Origin of the sequence: Vibrio sp. Isolate34 (assembly GCF_022397915.1) — a bacterium.
Classification (GTDB): Bacteria; Pseudomonadota; Gammaproteobacteria; order Enterobacterales; family Vibrionaceae; genus Vibrio.
Window position 1 is genome coordinate 19,633 of record NZ_JAKEUO010000012.1, and the last position, 14,373, is coordinate 34,005.

Here is a 14,373-nt window from a genome sequence, read left to right on the forward strand (position 1 = left end):
TTCGAGCAATTTATACTTGCTCCATTGTACATAGTAGCGGATGCTCATTTTCCTTTGAGTACATCGTGACTTGCGCTACCTTTGTTTCCGCTATTTCAGCACTGTATGTGCCGCATATAGCTTTACCTTCATAATGAACCTTGAGCATCACTTCCGTTGCTTTTTCGATATCTAGTGAGAAGAATCGCTCTAGGATCTCGATTACAAAGTCCATGGGCGTGTAGTCATCGTTATTTAACACAACGTTATACATTGCCGGTGGCTTTACTTTTGTTGCTTCTTTCTCCAGTAAATCTGAGCCTGGAGATGCCCATTCAAAGTTTCTGCTCATATCGCTTTGCTAAGGGTTATTTTTCGGAAGTCGTGAGTGTTTGCCTAATCCAAATTTACCACATTCACGCTTTACGGTGTACTAAGAAACTGCACCGAGAAACAGTACCAAAAAATATTCCTCTATACTGAGCCTAATCCACCATTTCCATCGCTGCAAATAAAAGATCTCGATTAACAGGATTAACATATGTGATTGATTAAAAAGACGCCACAACTATTGACACTGACGATAAGATCACCGCTAAGTTACTATTTAGTTAATAGTTTGCAGTTAATCTCGAATGTGATTTGTTATTAAATTTGATCAATTTTATACCAATTTGCTATTGACTGTGCTCAATCATTAGCTACATTGGAGCTAAAAGGTTTTTTAATACATTTTTGCAACATGATTTAAAACCAGTAACACGCTTTAAAACTTAACAACAAGGAATAATTACGCAGGGTAGCGTTAATTTCCGTAAGCAATGTATGAGATTCAAGCTATCAGCTGAAGTTCTTTAGGTGATAGGAATGATATCAATCGCACTTACAACAATTGATATAACAACGTTAGTAACAAAATGCATGAGGGATGTATAGCATGGCTACAGGTACAGTAAAATGGTTTAACAATGCCAAAGGGTTTGGCTTTATTTGTCCAGAAGGTGAAGACGGCGATATTTTCGCGCACTACTCCACAATACAAATGGAAGGTTATCGAACCTTAAAGGCTGGTCAGCAGGTCGACTATGAAGTTGAAAGTGGACCTAAAGGCTCGCACGCTAGCTCTGTTGTTCCTGTAGAAGGTAGCGCCGCAAAATAGGCGAATGCCAACTCATGTTAACCTTCATCAGTCGTAACTAACGGCTGACAGGTAAACAGAATATTGAAACCGCTCATTTAATACCTGTAATACAGGATTACGTGAGCGGTTTTTTCGTTTTGGGAGCTCTAAGATTACCCACTAAACAATGAGTTCGAGGATGTATTCCTACCAAGCCTGGCCTAGGAGATGACAAAAGAACAAAAAAGACGCTTTAACGTTACCGTTAAAGCGTCTCTCGTTTTGACTTTATCTATTACTTAGCCATCCGACCAAGTAATTCGTTAACAAATCACTTTCATGACTTGCTAACGATGAGCCCTATCACTATGCATCAATAAATGCGTTTAATGTTGAGCTTGGGCGCATTAGTGTTGAAACAAGTGCATCATCAAGTAGGTAGTAACCACCTAAATCACCCTCAACACCTTGCGCGTTGTTCAACTCAGCAACAATCGCTTCTTCACTTTCAGCCAGTTGGCTCGCAACACCCGCGAACTCCGCAGCTAGGTCAGCATCAACCGTTTGCTCTGCAAGTGCTTTAGCCCAGTAAGCTGCTAGGTAGTAGTGGCTGCCACGGTTATCAAGCTCGCCCACTTTACGTGAAGGTGACTTGTTGTTGTCTAGGAATTCACCCGTTGCTTTATCAAGTGCGTCAGCGAGAACTTGTGCTTTAGCGTTACCAGTTACTACGCTTAAGTGCTCTAGTGATGCAGCTAATGCTAAGAACTCACCCAGAGAATCCCAACGAAGGTGGTTCTCTTTCTCTACTTGTTGCACGTGCTTAGGAGCAGAACCGCCAGCACCTGTTTCAAACAGACCACCACCGTTCATTAGTGGAACAATTGATAACATCTTAGCTGATGTACCAAGTTCTAGAATTGGGAACAAGTCAGTTAGGTAATCACGCAGTACGTTACCAGTAACTGAAATAGTATCGAGGCCTTCTTTGATGCGAACTAGTGAGTATTGAGTTGCTTCAAGCGGAGCAAGAATCTTAAGTTCAAGACCATCTGTATCGTGTTCAGGAAGGTAAGCTTCTACTTTCTTAATAAGCTCTGCATCGTGTGCACGAGAAGCATCTAGCCAGAATACAGCTGGAACACCTGTAGCGCGCGCGCGCGTTACCGCAAGCTTGACCCAGTCTTGAATCGGTGCGTCTTTAACCTGACACATACGGAAGATATCGCCTTCCTCTACGTCTTGCTCAAGAAGTACTGCCCCAGAAGCATCAACCACTTGAACCTGACCAGCAGCTTCTAGGATGAAAGTCTTATCGTGAGAACCGTACTCTTCTGCTTTTTGAGCCATCAGACCAACGTTTGGTACGCTACCCATGGTTGTTGGATCGAACGCACCATTCTCTTTACAGAAATCAATGACCGCTTGGTAGATGCTCGCGTAGCTGCGATCTGGAATCATTGCTTTGGTATCTTTTTGCTTACCTTCTGGATCCCACATTTGACCTGAAGAACGCAGCATTGCAGGCATAGATGCATCAACAATGATATCGCTTGGTACGTGTAGGTTGGTGATACCACGGTCCGAATCAACCATCGCTAGTGGTGGCTGTGTCTCGTATACCGCTTGTAGGTCAGCTTCGATTGCTTCTTTTTGATCTTGAGGAAGTTCCGCAATTTTAGCGTACACGTCGCCGATGCCGTTGTTAACATCAACACCTAGCTCATCGAACAATTGACCATGTTTAGCAAATACGTCTTTGTAGTAAACCTTAACCGCGTGACCGAAGATCACAGGGTCAGATACTTTCATCATCGTCGCTTTCATGTGAAGAGAAAGCAGTACACCTTGCTCTTTAGCCGATGCGATCTCTTTTTCAAAGAACGCAACCAAAGCAGCTTTGTTCATTACTGATGCGTCGATGATCTCTTTATCTTGTAGTGCAAAAGCTGGCTTAAGTGTTTTCTTAGCGCCATCTTTACCTACAAACTCGATGCTAACTTCAGTAGCACCTTCAATCGTTGTCGATTTCTCGCTACCAAAGAAGTCTTTGTCGTCCATGCTTGAAACGTGAGACTTAGAATCTGCAGACCAAGCACCCATTGAGTGTGGGTTTTTCTTTGCGTAGTTTTTAACTGAAAGTGGTGCACGACGGTCAGAGTTACCTTCGCGCAGTACTGGGTTTACTGCACTGCCTTTGATCTTGTCGTAAGTCGCTTTTACTGCTTTCTCTTCGTCAGTATTTGCTTCTTCTGGGTAGTTAGGAAGTGCGTAGCCTTTTGACTGTAGCTCTTTGATAGTTGCTTGAAGTTGAGGTACAGATGCAGAGATGTTTGGAAGCTTAATGATGTTTGCTTCTGGTGTCTTAGCCAATTCACCTAGTTCTGCTAATGCATCACCAATACGTTGCTCTTCATTCAAGTAGTCAGGGAAGTTGGCAATAATACGCCCTGCAAGTGAAATGTCGCGAGTATCAACGTCAATACCAGAAGAAGCCGTAAAAGATTGAATAATTGGCAGCAAAGAATAAGTTGCTAGTGCCGGAGCTTCGTCTGTAATGGTATAGATGATAGTTGGTTTTTCAGTAGGCATGAAATTTCCCTATAGTTCTGACAAGCTCACTTAAAATAGTGAGAATGTTATAAATTGACCAGTAAGCCACTCTATGAGTGAAAACTGCTTACTCGATAGTCGTACTCTATCTTATTTTTCATGCAATCTAATGACAGCATGAACCAAATCCGTGAGTGCGTTGTTATAATAAAACACGTAGGTATAATTAAACAAATCAGGCTTAAGAGTCCATAAACTTGTTCTATTTTGTGTCTTTTAGGCGCGCAAATGATAGCTCAATTTCGTTTCAGTGAAAACTTTTCAGCACACTTCGTTTACATTTTTGCAAGGTAGTTAACATGTCTACTCGCTCACGCAGCGCATCTCGTTCAGACAAACCCGCTCGTTCTGGTACAACATTAAAACAAAACGGTAATAGACCAAGCCGCGGCAGTGATAAAAATAGCACTGGTAATTCGCATAAGAAACCGCACTCAAGTAAACACAGATATAAAGCGAAACCTGCGAACGCAAAACCTAAAATTGCACTCGAAGATCGCAAGGTTATTTTGTTCAACAAGCCATTCGATACCTTAAGCCAATTCACTGATGGAGAAGGCAGAAAGACACTGGCTGATTTTATTCCAGTTAAAGACGTTTATGCCGCAGGCCGACTTGATCGTGACAGCGAAGGGTTATTGGTCTTGACCAACGATGGCATATTTCAAGCTAAGCTGACTCAACCGAACTCAAAATCACCAAAGACTTACTGGGTACAGGTTGAAGGCGCACCTTCTGAGGAAGATTTAGATAAATTGAGAAAAGGTGTTGAGCTAAAAGACGGCATGACGCTGCCAGCTAAAGTGGAAGTAATGTCCGTGCCTGATGTTTGGGAAAGAACCCCTCCAGTAAGGTTTAGAGCCACTATACCAACAACCTGGTTAGCAATTACTATCATTGAAGGACGCAACCGTCAGGTAAGACGCATGACGGCAAACATCGGCTTCCCTACCCTGCGTCTTATCCGCTATTCGATGGGTAATATGAACGTAGGTCAGCTTCAGCCAGGAGAGTGGAAAGAGATTTAACTCATAGCAATATATTAAAGCGAGATATTTATTATGTCTCGCTTTTTTGTACATAAAGATTGATTACTCTTGGTCAATCATCCATTTACGGAATTCTTTACGGTCTTCTTTTGAAGTGCTCAGATACAAAGCTTTAAGTTGTTTCAAAGACTCCAATTTATCAACAACCTGAGCAGATGTATTAGCCGTTAAACCTTCAGCGTTTACTAGCGTGTTTTTTTGTAGACTTGTAGCATTAACCTTAACTGCAGGACGAACTTGGTTTTCTACAACTAAATAACTCATGGTTACAGCAGCAGCACCACCAACTTTATTATATTCTGTAGCTTCTTCAGAATAACTTCTATTTAGTTGAACTCCGTCACTAGCTAAAATGTCTTCATTTTTGAATAAGGGCTGTCCTTGCTTGTTTTTAATTTCCCAATTCAAGTTTTCAATGTTTTCCTGAGCAGAACGAAAGTTTTTAAACTCAGGCATAGATAAGGTAAGTTCTTCGTTTTTTGCCTCAAATTTAGCGATAATAACAGAACTGTAGACTTTCCTTTGATTATCTCTTTCATCAAATACTGGTTCATATTGAAAAACAATTTGGTTTACACCATCAGGTAAAAGCACCGTTTTATCTGCGGAAAACAACCCTTGTTCAAAGTCAGGAGCACTCATGTTTACTGAAAGTAAATTTACATTTTCAGGAACATCCAATATTACTTCGGCATCAACTACTGTAGAAGCAACTAACAGCCCTAAAAAATAATATTTGAAACTTTGCATTATTGTATCCATCCTTATAAAAAAATAGGCAAAAAAAAAGCCCAACTCCATGTTGGGCTTTTTCTAACAATATATCAAATTACCAGTAAACACGAGCACCGATACCGAAATTGTTTTCGCCTTCAACAGTCTGAGGCGCTACAACCATATCACTGCCTTGAGGGGTGAAGCCTAGTGTACTACCGTCTGCATATCCATACTCAGCATAGACACGTGCCCAGCTAGCGTACTTGTATTCAACACCGACGTAGACAACGTTACTATCTTCTAATAAATCGTGATCTTGAGATACGAACTCATAACCACCATACACTGTTGTTTTATCAGCAACGCCATACATTGCAGCTACTGAGAAGCCTGTTTGGTCTGCTTTATCAATAGCAGATTCAACAGAAGATGCCGCAATAGTTGCACCAACTGTTAGAACATCTTTAGAGTACTCAACAGTACCTTCATAGTATGTATTCTCAAGGCCTGTAAAACCAGATCCAGTTACATCATCAGTTGTTTGACCACCACCAAAGTGGATATTTACGTCACCAACAGAAAAACCAACGTAAAGTTCAGCTAGCTCTTGATTAGAATCATCCTCTGCTAACCCGTACCCTGCTTTTACCCAGAAGTTATCAGAATCGAATGAGTACTTTACTTGTGAGTCATGAAGAGCAGCGTTCAAAGTAGAGTAAAGCAGTGCAGAACCGCCAAAGAAATAAGAGTAATCTGCGCCGTATACATCATCTGATGTGGTCCATTGCTTACCAAATTTGATTGTTCCTGCTTGATCGCTGCCAAAGCCAAAAATGTGGTTGCGTACATACATGTCGCCACTGTCTTTCAATGCAAATTCTACTTTACCAAGAACTTTAACATCATCAGATACATTATATTGAGCGTCAACACCAGCACGTGAAGAACCTGAACCTAATTTAGCATCTTGCCCGTCTAGGAACTTAAGCTCTGTACGTAGTTGACCGTAGAAATCTACTGCGCCATCTTCTGATTTGTAAATTTCTGCTGCGTTTACTGAACCTGCTGCTGCAACAACTGCAAGTGCTAATAGAGTCTTTTTCATAATAAATCCACTGCCTTTTCTAAGAATGGGAGATCCTTGCCCGGTTCCCTTTTATTTATTGTGACTAGTCATTACCACTCTTTGTTGGTTAATCACCGTCACCAAATTTCGAGGTCTAGATTGCAAAAGATTATCCTGCGTGTCAAATAAACTAAAAACAAACCTAAAAAAAACACAAAACATTCAAAATCAAACGCTTACATTTTTTCTCATCATTTTACGAGCAGCTTATCCTTAGTTTTATCAGCAAATATAATAATCCCAAAAATGTAACAAACAGAATTTAAAACCACAAAAAGCCCGCAAAACAACCCAACAACAGAATTTAACACCCACAAGCCAGTCTTTTTTAATATTTATATTTCGCAAGATAAATAAAATCGTTAAGTTCCTGATGGTTCAGTTTTTTTTTGTGAACGAGATCTACCTTTGATTCAAAAGCAAGCTATTTTGCGGTAAATGTACCGGCTAGTGATATGTGCTACTATCCTCGCTCCGTTACGTAGGTCACAGTATGCTAACTACTAAAATTCAAAATTCTATTCGCACCAGTTATCAAAACCTCCAAGAACAGTTGGATAACTTTGTACCTAGGCGTGCTCAAAATTACCTTGTCGCAGAGATTGCGAAGACACTTTGTGGTCAATACCACAAAAGCAATCGTATGATTGTTGCTGAAGCAGGAACGGGGATTGGTAAATCACTTGCTTATTTAATGGCGACGATCCCGGTTGCGGTACTCAACAATCGAAAAATCGTCATTTCGACAGCGACAGTTGCACTTCAAGAACAACTCGTAAATAAAGATCTCCCTCTATATAGAAGACTAACTGATAGAGAGTTCTCTTTGATACTCGCCAAAGGTAGACAGCGTTATTGCTGTGCCGAGAAGCTAGCCGCTGCTTGTGGGGTTGATGGCGGTCAGATGGCTATGTTCGAATCCAAACCAAAGCAAAAAGACATCGAACAATTACAGACCATGTACCGCAGTTTGACTCAAAGTAAATGGGATGGCGACCGTGATTCATGGCCGAAACCAATCGACAACATGATTTGGCAAATGATTGTCAGTGACAAGCATAGTTGTAACAACAGTATGCCTACTCATAGAGACTGCCCTTTCCAAAAAGCACGCTCAGAGCTAGATAAAGCAGACGTGATTATTGCCAATCACAGCTTAGTGATGGCAGACGCTGACTTAGGTGGCGGCGTGATACTGCCAGAACCAGAAAACAGCATCTATATATTCGATGAGGCTCATCACTTACCACACGTAGCAAGAGATCACTCTTCTGCAGCGGCAAGCTTAAAAGGTGCCGCATCTTGGTTAGAGCGTTTGAATCAATCCATTACTAAGCTTTCAGGCTTGGCGGATGAGAAGCGAGTTGGTAGATTCAGAAATGAATTGCAGGATTCTGTACAACAACTGATTCCAACTCTGACTCAGCTCAGTAAGCAGTTCGATGCTACTCATTTTGAAGATGGACTTTACCGCTTTGAGCATGGCGACTTGCCAGAATGGTTAGAGAACGAATCTAAAGACCTCAAACAATTGAGTCAAAAAGCGAGTCAGGCTGTCGCTAAGATTGCAGACCTTATTGCTGAGCGTGTTAAAGATGGAGAGCTTTCAGCGAAATTGGCCGAGCCTGCACTTGCAGAAATCGGCTTCTATATACAGAGAACAGAAAACCTAGCGCAAGTTTGGCGCTTAATGGCCGAGCCTAAACGTGAAAAAGGCGCGCCTTTAGCTCGCTGGCTGGAACTCAATAAAGAAAGTGAAGGCGATTTCGTCGTGAATGTTTCTCCACTCGAAGTTGGTTGGCAGCTTGACCAACAGATTTGGAGCCGTTGTGTCGGCGCGGTACTTGTTTCTGCGACCATGAGAGCACTCAACTCGTTCAGCTTTTTCTGTCACCAAGCGGGGATCAGTCAAAAAGAAGAAGATGGCGTGCAATTTCTGGCTTTAGCATCACCGTTTGATTATCAAAATCAAGCGGAGCTGATCGTTCCAGCCATGAAATACGAACCGCAAGCGCCTCAGTTTACCGAATATCTTATTGAAATTTTGCCTAAGGTAATAGAAGACAACAAAGCCAATCTCGTTCTATTCTCTTCTTACTGGCAAATGAATAAAGTTGCAGAAGCTTTGGCAACAGATTTCGTTAAAAAGTCATGGGCTTTGCAGGTTCAAGGTGATACTTCACGCGCTGAAATTCTAAAAAAACATAAAAAGCTCATAGACCAAAGTAAAACAAGCGTTCTTTTTGGAACTGGCAGCTTTTCAGAGGGTCTTGATCTACCAGGAGAGCTTCTTGAAAACCTGGTTATTACCAAGATTCCTTTTGGCGTTCCTACGTCACCTGTAGAACAAGCACATTCAGAATATATTGAATCACGTGGCGGTAATCCTTTTATGCAGATTACTGTTCCTGAAGCGAGTAAAAAGCTTATTCAATCTGTCGGTCGACTACTGCGTAAAGAACGAGATTCTGGTAAAGTCACGATCCTTGATAGACGCATAGTTACGAAGCGATACGGGAAGTCCCTACTCGACTCACTACCGCCTTTTAAAAGAACAATAAAATACTAATTTTCCTACCCGAAAGGTAGTTATGGGCCAGTTATCGCTAGGCCCTGCATTCACAACCCAACATGATTAATCCATCGATTATTCGTGTGGCTGTCTCAACAGCCAATAACGAGAACACTAGCTATTTATGGAAATGATTGAACCAACCATGTTGGTTATCCTCGCTCTGGTTGCATTTGCAGCGGGCTTTATTGATGCTGTCGCCGGTGGTGGTGGGATGTTAACCGTCCCTGCTTTGCTGTCGCTTGGTCTACCGCCACATATTGCGCTAGGGACGAACAAGCTAGCTGCAACATTTGCCTCATCGACCGCGGCCTTTACTTACTATCGTAAAAAGCTATTTAAGCCCGAATGTTGGATCAACGCATTCATTGCCACCTTGATAGGCGCGACTATTGGTACTTTAACTGTTGATGCGATTAGCACTGAGTGGTTAGAGAAAGTACTACCATTAATTATTCTTGCTGCGGCGGTTTATACCATTTTTCACAAGACACCGAATGCTAATCACAACGTGTCACCGAAACCTTGCCCTGTGCTTAAGAAAAAGCAAAAGTACCAAGGTTTCATTCTTGGCTTTTATGATGGGGTTGCAGGCCCGGGAACTGGCGCATTTTGGACAGTAAGTTCTATGGCGCTTTACCGCCTAAACATCTTGCTTGCTTCAGGCCTATCCAAAGCAATGAACTTTACCAGTAACTTCACTTCTTTAGTGACCTTTGCAATTCTTGGTCACATTGATTGGGTTCTTGGTTTAACCATGGGTGTTTGCTTAATGGCTGGAGCATTTGTAGGTGCGCACTCTGCAATTCGTTTTGGGGCAACGTTTATACGACCTGTATTTGTGACTGTGGTCAGCGTGCTTGCAATTAAACTGGCTTACGAAGCGTGGTTTGTAAACTTATAGCCACCAGCAAACGGGAAGCAAAATGAATCAGTTTTCAAAGCTCAAAAGTGTTATTGATACCTTGATTGGCCATTGCTCTCAGGTCGATAAGTCTCGTGGCGCTTATCATCAAGCGCTGTTTGATCGAGCCTTGTTTAAGTGTGGAGCCTCGATTCTTCTTCCTTATGCCCTTGAAACTCAGGCGACTTATAACACCATTATTCGTGAACAGAGCATCAACCAGCTCACTTCATCACGAGCGAATTATCTGACAGAAAGGCTAACCAACCAGATTGCAGCGATTCAGCGAGAGTTAGCCAATCACGATTTGCGCCTAGATAGGAAAAGTAAATCAGGGAAAAGCTTAAACGACTTGTACAACGAACTCGCACAACACCAAGATTGGCAAAAGCGGCTCGTCGATTTAGTTCAAACACGAAAATTAGCGTTTGATTCTGCGCCACGTCACCATAAGAAAAAAGCGGAAGAGGCTTGGCAACTCGCAAAAGAACGATTGGAACGCTGTGAGGACTCAATGAAGAACATTGAGAGATTGATTAACTTAGAGAACCCTAAGCGAAATGAGCACTGATAACACATCATCACCACTAGATAACGCACCTGAAGAAGTTAAGTTAGCTGTCGACCTTATCTATTTACTCGAAAGCAACGAGATCGACCCTAAAGTTGCTTTAGAAGCGATTAAGATTGTCCAGCAAGATTTACAAGCCAAACTAGAATCTAGCACCTAGCACCTAGCACCTAGCACCTAGCACCTAGCACCTAGCACCTAGCACCTAGCACAAAAATATACAGGATTCACATGTACCAACTTAGCTTTTCTATGCCCGAGTTTCTTGAAAACTACTGGCATAAAAAACCAACCATCTTAAAAGGTGGCTTCCAAAACTTCGTCGACCCAATTTCGCCGGAAGAACTTGCTGGTTTATCGATGGAAGAAGAAGTGGATTCTCGCTTTGTTTCTAACCTCGACAACAAATGGACAGCCGAACACGGACCATTCACTGAAGAGAAGTTTGGTGAACTCACTGAAACACATTGGCAATTGATCGTTCAAGCAGCCAACCATTGGCATCAAGGTGCAAATCAACTGACTGAAGCGTTCCAACAATTGCCAAACTGGTTGTTCGACGATCTCATGATTTGCTACTCAGCACCTGAAGGCGGTGTTGGTCCTCATATTGATCAATACGATGTATTCATCATTCAAGGCCAAGGTAAGCGTCAATGGAAAGTGGGCGCAAAAGATGTTGGTCAATACAAAGAGACCGTACAAGCTTCTGCTCTACGCCAAATAGAAGGCTTTGAGCCAATCATTGATGAAACCTTAGAGCCAGGTGATATCCTTTATATCCCGCCAGGCTTCCCACACGAAGGCAACACGCTTGAACCATCAATGAGCTACTCTATTGGCTACCGTTCCCCTAAAGAGCAAGAGCTAATCAGTAACTTTGCCGACTTTGTACTGGCTCATGATATGGGTGATGTTCATTTACATGATCCAAAGTTCAAAACGCAAGACGGCTACGGCAAGATTCGTTCGTCAGATTTGAGTAACCTAACTGATATGTTGAAGTCGGCATTAGAACAGCCTGAAACCGTGAGTGATTTCATGGGTTGTTTACTGAGCCAATCACGCCATCAACTTGATATCGTTGCCCCAGAGCCACTATGGACTCAAGAAGAGATCGCTCAACACTTGGAGTCAGAAGGTGAAATCCACCGAGTATCAGGCTTAAAAGCGCTCTACCACGAACATGAAAGCAACACAGCTTACATCAATGGCGAAGTGGTTAAGGTTGATGAAGCGGACTCTTCATTACTCAACACACTTTGCGATGAAACCGTGATTACTTCAGCTGCTGCTCTATCTCCTTCGGGCGTAACGGTCGTGACTGAACTGGTGAACAAAGGCTACTGGTTTATCGAAGAGTAAGCAGCGTCAATCGCTGGTTATTGACCATCTTCTAAAGCAACAAATAAAAAAGGGACAAATGAAATCTTCATTTGTCCCTTTTTCTATTCAAGAATTAGTTAAGGCTTAATGCTTATACCTTGAAAAACTATACCTTGAACTGATTAACCAATTTCTGCTGCTGTTGAGACAACTGATCAATTTCGTTGCCCACTTGTTCAGAAGCCGCGGCTTGTTCCAAGATCTTCGCACTCAAGTCTCGAATGTTAACCACGCTTTGATTCACTTCACCAGACACCGATTGTTGTTCTTCTGCCGCTCTTACGATCTGGTTGTTCATATCACTGATCGCTTCTATCGAAGTAAAGATCGACCCCAGATCCTCAACCGCTTTTTGAACATGTAACGCAGTATCGTTGGCGAGGATATTGCCTTCTTGTATCGCCTCAACCACATCTTGAGTACCGGCATGAACCTTATCGATAACCGCTCTGATTTCACCCACTGATGATTGTGTACGGCTTGCTAGGTTTCTTACTTCATCAGCAACAACTGCAAAGCCTCGACCTTGCTCACCCGCCCTTGCCGCTTCAATCGCAGCATTCAGTGCGAGTAAGTTAGTCTGTTCAGAGATCCCTTCAATGACACTTAAGATCTCTGTGATGTTTCCATTATTCTTCGCTAGCTCTTCAACAATAGGCACAGCACTCGACATACGTTCTACCAGCTTTCTCATTTCACCAGCTGAAAGCTCGATAACTTCTTGGCCTTGCTGAGCAGAACGGTTCGCTTCGCACGCTGCATCAACGGCAACTTCTGCGTTTTGTACCACTAAGCCTGCGGTTTGAGTCATCTCTTCTGCCGCTGTTGCAACTAAATCGACTTCTTTGAATTGAGATTCGCTGCTTTCACGAGTGCTTGATGCAGACGCTTTCGCTTGGCTAGTTGTGCTCGCCACCTGCTCCGTCGTTAGAACCACTTCTTTGATTGTGTGCTGAAGTTTATCTAGGAACAGATTAAAGCCTTTCGATAGCTGACCGATTTCATCTTGAGATTTCACTTCTAAACGCTGCGTTAAATCACCTTCACCAGAAGCAATATCATTCAACCTTTCCACAACCTGACGAATTGGCTTAACTATAGACAGCGAAGCAAATGCGATAATAGCTAAACCAAAGAAAATAAAGACAGTACCTGCGATCACTTCTGTTTTGATGCCTTCACTTAACTTAGTACTAATGATGGAGTCCAACTGATTTGCATCAGCGACGACGCTCTCTCTTGGGATCTCGAACAACACGCCCCAAGTTTGGTTCGCAGCGACAACTGGAGCAAATGCGAGTAACCACTCACCGTTCTCACTCCATTGCGTTGTCACTTCGCCACCAAAGATAAAATCAGTCATCAAGTCGCTGTTTGTGTTGTTACTTTGGAAGCTCGAGCCAACTGCAATGCTTGAATCATCAGAAGCAATAACAGAACCGTCTAGGCTCACCACGTAAACTGCACCTGCGCCATCAAACAAGCTTTGGTCAGATTGAGTCACTACATTGGTTAAGCCATCTAGTCTGAGATCAATCCCTAAGAAACCAATCGCCATGTCATCGACTAAGATAGGCACAGAGATTGAAGAAGTCAGTAAGGTTTTACCCCCGCTATTTACAACTCTTGGTGTACTGATACAGGTTTGCACTGATGACAAAGGACAGTAGAAACGCTCACTGTTGCTGTCATCACTCAATATCGATTCTGAAAGCACATTCGGCAGAACATTCTCACCGTTGTCTGCCACCTTCCAATAAGGTGCAAAACGGCCTTTTTCGTTAGAGCCGACATAATCGGCATCAACGTAGTTCGCATCTTCACTATCGAGCAAGTCTGGCTTAAAGACTAAATACGCCCCTTGAATCGAATCAAAGTTTAAAACTGAACGACGCACCATCTCGTCCAGCGCAGTACGAAGCTCTTCACTTGGCGTAAAATTTTCATCGGCATTGTTCTTTAGAAACTGAGCACTTGCCGCTAGCATCTCTGCGCGGTAAATAGCTTCGTCGACGTAACGTTGAGTTTCTTGAGCATTAAGCTGAGAAACAGACGCCAACAACTGCTGAGTTTTATTGATAACTGATTCTGAGCTTTGAGATTTGATGACTTGTTGATTACTCGTCGCGTTGTAGATCGAGAAACCAATAAGAGACAGTGAAGTAATGATTAGGCAACAACCTGCTAAAAGGGTTATTTTCCACTGTACCGATAGAGAGCGCATTTAATATCCTTATTTAAGCCAAAAGACTTCCTTAACCATAACTCTCACATTGATAACGGATTGCTGTCCACAATGTTAATGAGTTAGACGAATAGCTTAGCGGATGATTACA

The 14,373-nt window shown here is 42.5% G+C and carries 12 protein-coding genes; 7 read left to right on the forward strand and 5 right to left on the reverse strand.

Features of this window, described 5'->3' with window-relative positions:
* Nucleotides 1–10: 10 nt before the first annotated feature.
* Nucleotides 11–331 carry an ATP-dependent Clp protease adapter ClpS gene (clpS, locus tag L1D22_RS13765; protein ID WP_004737430.1) on the reverse strand — a complete coding sequence of 107 codons (321 nt, stop codon included), beginning with the start codon at nucleotides 329–331 and terminating at the stop codon, nucleotides 11–13.
* 585 nt (nucleotides 332–916) lie between these two features.
* On the opposite strand from clpS, the gene cspD reads away from it, so the two are divergent.
* Nucleotides 917–1,138 carry a cold shock domain-containing protein CspD gene (gene cspD / locus L1D22_RS13770; RefSeq protein WP_004736548.1) on the forward strand — a complete coding sequence of 74 codons (222 nt, stop codon included), beginning with the start codon at nucleotides 917–919 and terminating at the stop codon, nucleotides 1,136–1,138.
* A gap of 327 nt (nucleotides 1,139–1,465) precedes the next feature.
* Here cspD and L1D22_RS13775 read toward each other — a convergent pair whose 3' ends face one another.
* A complete protein-coding gene (locus L1D22_RS13775; protein ID WP_239830216.1) occupies nucleotides 1,466–3,691 on the reverse strand; it encodes an NADP-dependent isocitrate dehydrogenase in 2,226 nt (741 codons plus the stop codon).
* Nucleotides 3,692–4,011: 320 nt separating this feature from the next.
* Here L1D22_RS13775 and L1D22_RS13780 point away from each other — a divergent pair, with 320 nt between their 5' ends.
* Nucleotides 4,012–4,740 (forward strand): pseudouridine synthase, encoded by a 729-nt coding sequence (locus L1D22_RS13780; protein WP_239830217.1) that lies wholly within the window; start codon nucleotides 4,012–4,014, stop codon nucleotides 4,738–4,740.
* A gap of 63 nt (nucleotides 4,741–4,803) precedes the next feature.
* Here L1D22_RS13780 and L1D22_RS13785 read toward each other — a convergent pair whose 3' ends face one another.
* Together L1D22_RS13785 and L1D22_RS13790 are read right to left on the reverse strand one after the other, a co-directional pair.
* Nucleotides 4,804–5,511 (reverse strand): DUF2057 family protein, encoded by a 708-nt coding sequence (locus L1D22_RS13785; RefSeq protein ID WP_239830218.1) that lies wholly within the window; start codon nucleotides 5,509–5,511, stop codon nucleotides 4,804–4,806.
* Nucleotides 5,512–5,590: 79 nt separating this feature from the next.
* Entirely contained in the window at nucleotides 5,591–6,583 is a 993-nt protein-coding gene (locus tag L1D22_RS13790) for a porin (protein WP_239830219.1), read from the reverse strand.
* A gap of 514 nt (nucleotides 6,584–7,097) precedes the next feature.
* Between L1D22_RS13790 and dinG the strand changes: the two genes are divergently transcribed.
* The 5 genes from dinG to L1D22_RS13815 all read left to right on the forward strand — a co-directional run bounded on the left by dinG (nucleotide 7,098) and on the right by L1D22_RS13815 (nucleotide 12,016).
* A complete protein-coding gene (gene dinG, locus L1D22_RS13795; RefSeq protein ID WP_239830220.1) occupies nucleotides 7,098–9,173 on the forward strand; it encodes an ATP-dependent DNA helicase DinG in 2,076 nt (691 codons plus the stop codon).
* A gap of 127 nt (nucleotides 9,174–9,300) precedes the next feature.
* The gene (locus L1D22_RS13800; RefSeq protein ID WP_239830221.1) at nucleotides 9,301–10,080 is read left to right on the forward strand and encodes a TSUP family transporter; all 780 of its coding nucleotides are present in this window, start codon (nucleotides 9,301–9,303) and stop codon (nucleotides 10,078–10,080) included.
* Between the two features lie 22 nt (nucleotides 10,081–10,102).
* Nucleotides 10,103–10,651, forward strand: a complete 549-nt coding sequence (locus L1D22_RS13805) for a primosomal replication protein (protein ID WP_239830222.1) — start codon at nucleotides 10,103–10,105, stop codon at nucleotides 10,649–10,651.
* Nucleotides 10,641–10,811 (forward strand): pleiotropic regulatory protein RsmS, encoded by a 171-nt coding sequence (rsmS, locus tag L1D22_RS13810; RefSeq protein WP_239830223.1) that lies wholly within the window; start codon nucleotides 10,641–10,643, stop codon nucleotides 10,809–10,811. The genes L1D22_RS13805 and rsmS overlap by 11 nt, the downstream gene beginning before the upstream one ends.
* 71 nt (nucleotides 10,812–10,882) lie before the next feature.
* The gene (locus tag L1D22_RS13815) at nucleotides 10,883–12,016 is read left to right on the forward strand and encodes a cupin domain-containing protein (RefSeq protein WP_239830224.1); all 1,134 of its coding nucleotides are present in this window, start codon (nucleotides 10,883–10,885) and stop codon (nucleotides 12,014–12,016) included.
* 127 nt (nucleotides 12,017–12,143) lie between these two features.
* Here the strand turns inward: L1D22_RS13815 and L1D22_RS13820 are convergent, their stop codons facing one another.
* The gene (locus tag L1D22_RS13820) at nucleotides 12,144–14,261 is read right to left on the reverse strand and encodes a methyl-accepting chemotaxis protein (RefSeq protein ID WP_239830225.1); all 2,118 of its coding nucleotides are present in this window, start codon (nucleotides 14,259–14,261) and stop codon (nucleotides 12,144–12,146) included.
* Nucleotides 14,262–14,373 lie beyond the last annotated feature (112 nt).

Bases quoted from the DNA above. Each gene is read 5' to 3' on its own strand.
- clpS (WP_004737430.1), bottom strand. From the start codon at position 331: ATGAGCAGAAACTTTGAATGGGCATCTCCAGGCTCAGATTTACTGGAG.
- cspD (WP_004736548.1), top strand. From the start codon at position 917: ATGGCTACAGGTACAGTAAAATGGTTTAACAATGCCAAAGGGTTTGGC.
- L1D22_RS13775 (WP_239830216.1), bottom strand. From the start codon at position 3,691: ATGCCTACTGAAAAACCAACTATCATCTATACCATTACAGACGAAGCT.
- L1D22_RS13780 (WP_239830217.1), top strand. From the start codon at position 4,012: ATGTCTACTCGCTCACGCAGCGCATCTCGTTCAGACAAACCCGCTCGT.
- L1D22_RS13785 (WP_239830218.1), bottom strand. From the start codon at position 5,511: ATGCAAAGTTTCAAATATTATTTTTTAGGGCTGTTAGTTGCTTCTACA.
- L1D22_RS13790 (WP_239830219.1), bottom strand. From the start codon at position 6,583: ATGAAAAAGACTCTATTAGCACTTGCAGTTGTTGCAGCAGCAGGTTCA.
- dinG (WP_239830220.1), top strand. From the start codon at position 7,098: ATGCTAACTACTAAAATTCAAAATTCTATTCGCACCAGTTATCAAAAC.
- L1D22_RS13800 (WP_239830221.1), top strand. From the start codon at position 9,301: ATGGAAATGATTGAACCAACCATGTTGGTTATCCTCGCTCTGGTTGCA.
- L1D22_RS13805 (WP_239830222.1), top strand. From the start codon at position 10,103: ATGAATCAGTTTTCAAAGCTCAAAAGTGTTATTGATACCTTGATTGGC.
- rsmS (WP_239830223.1), top strand. From the start codon at position 10,641: ATGAGCACTGATAACACATCATCACCACTAGATAACGCACCTGAAGAA.
- L1D22_RS13815 (WP_239830224.1), top strand. From the start codon at position 10,883: ATGTACCAACTTAGCTTTTCTATGCCCGAGTTTCTTGAAAACTACTGG.
- L1D22_RS13820 (WP_239830225.1), bottom strand. From the start codon at position 14,261: ATGCGCTCTCTATCGGTACAGTGGAAAATAACCCTTTTAGCAGGTTGT.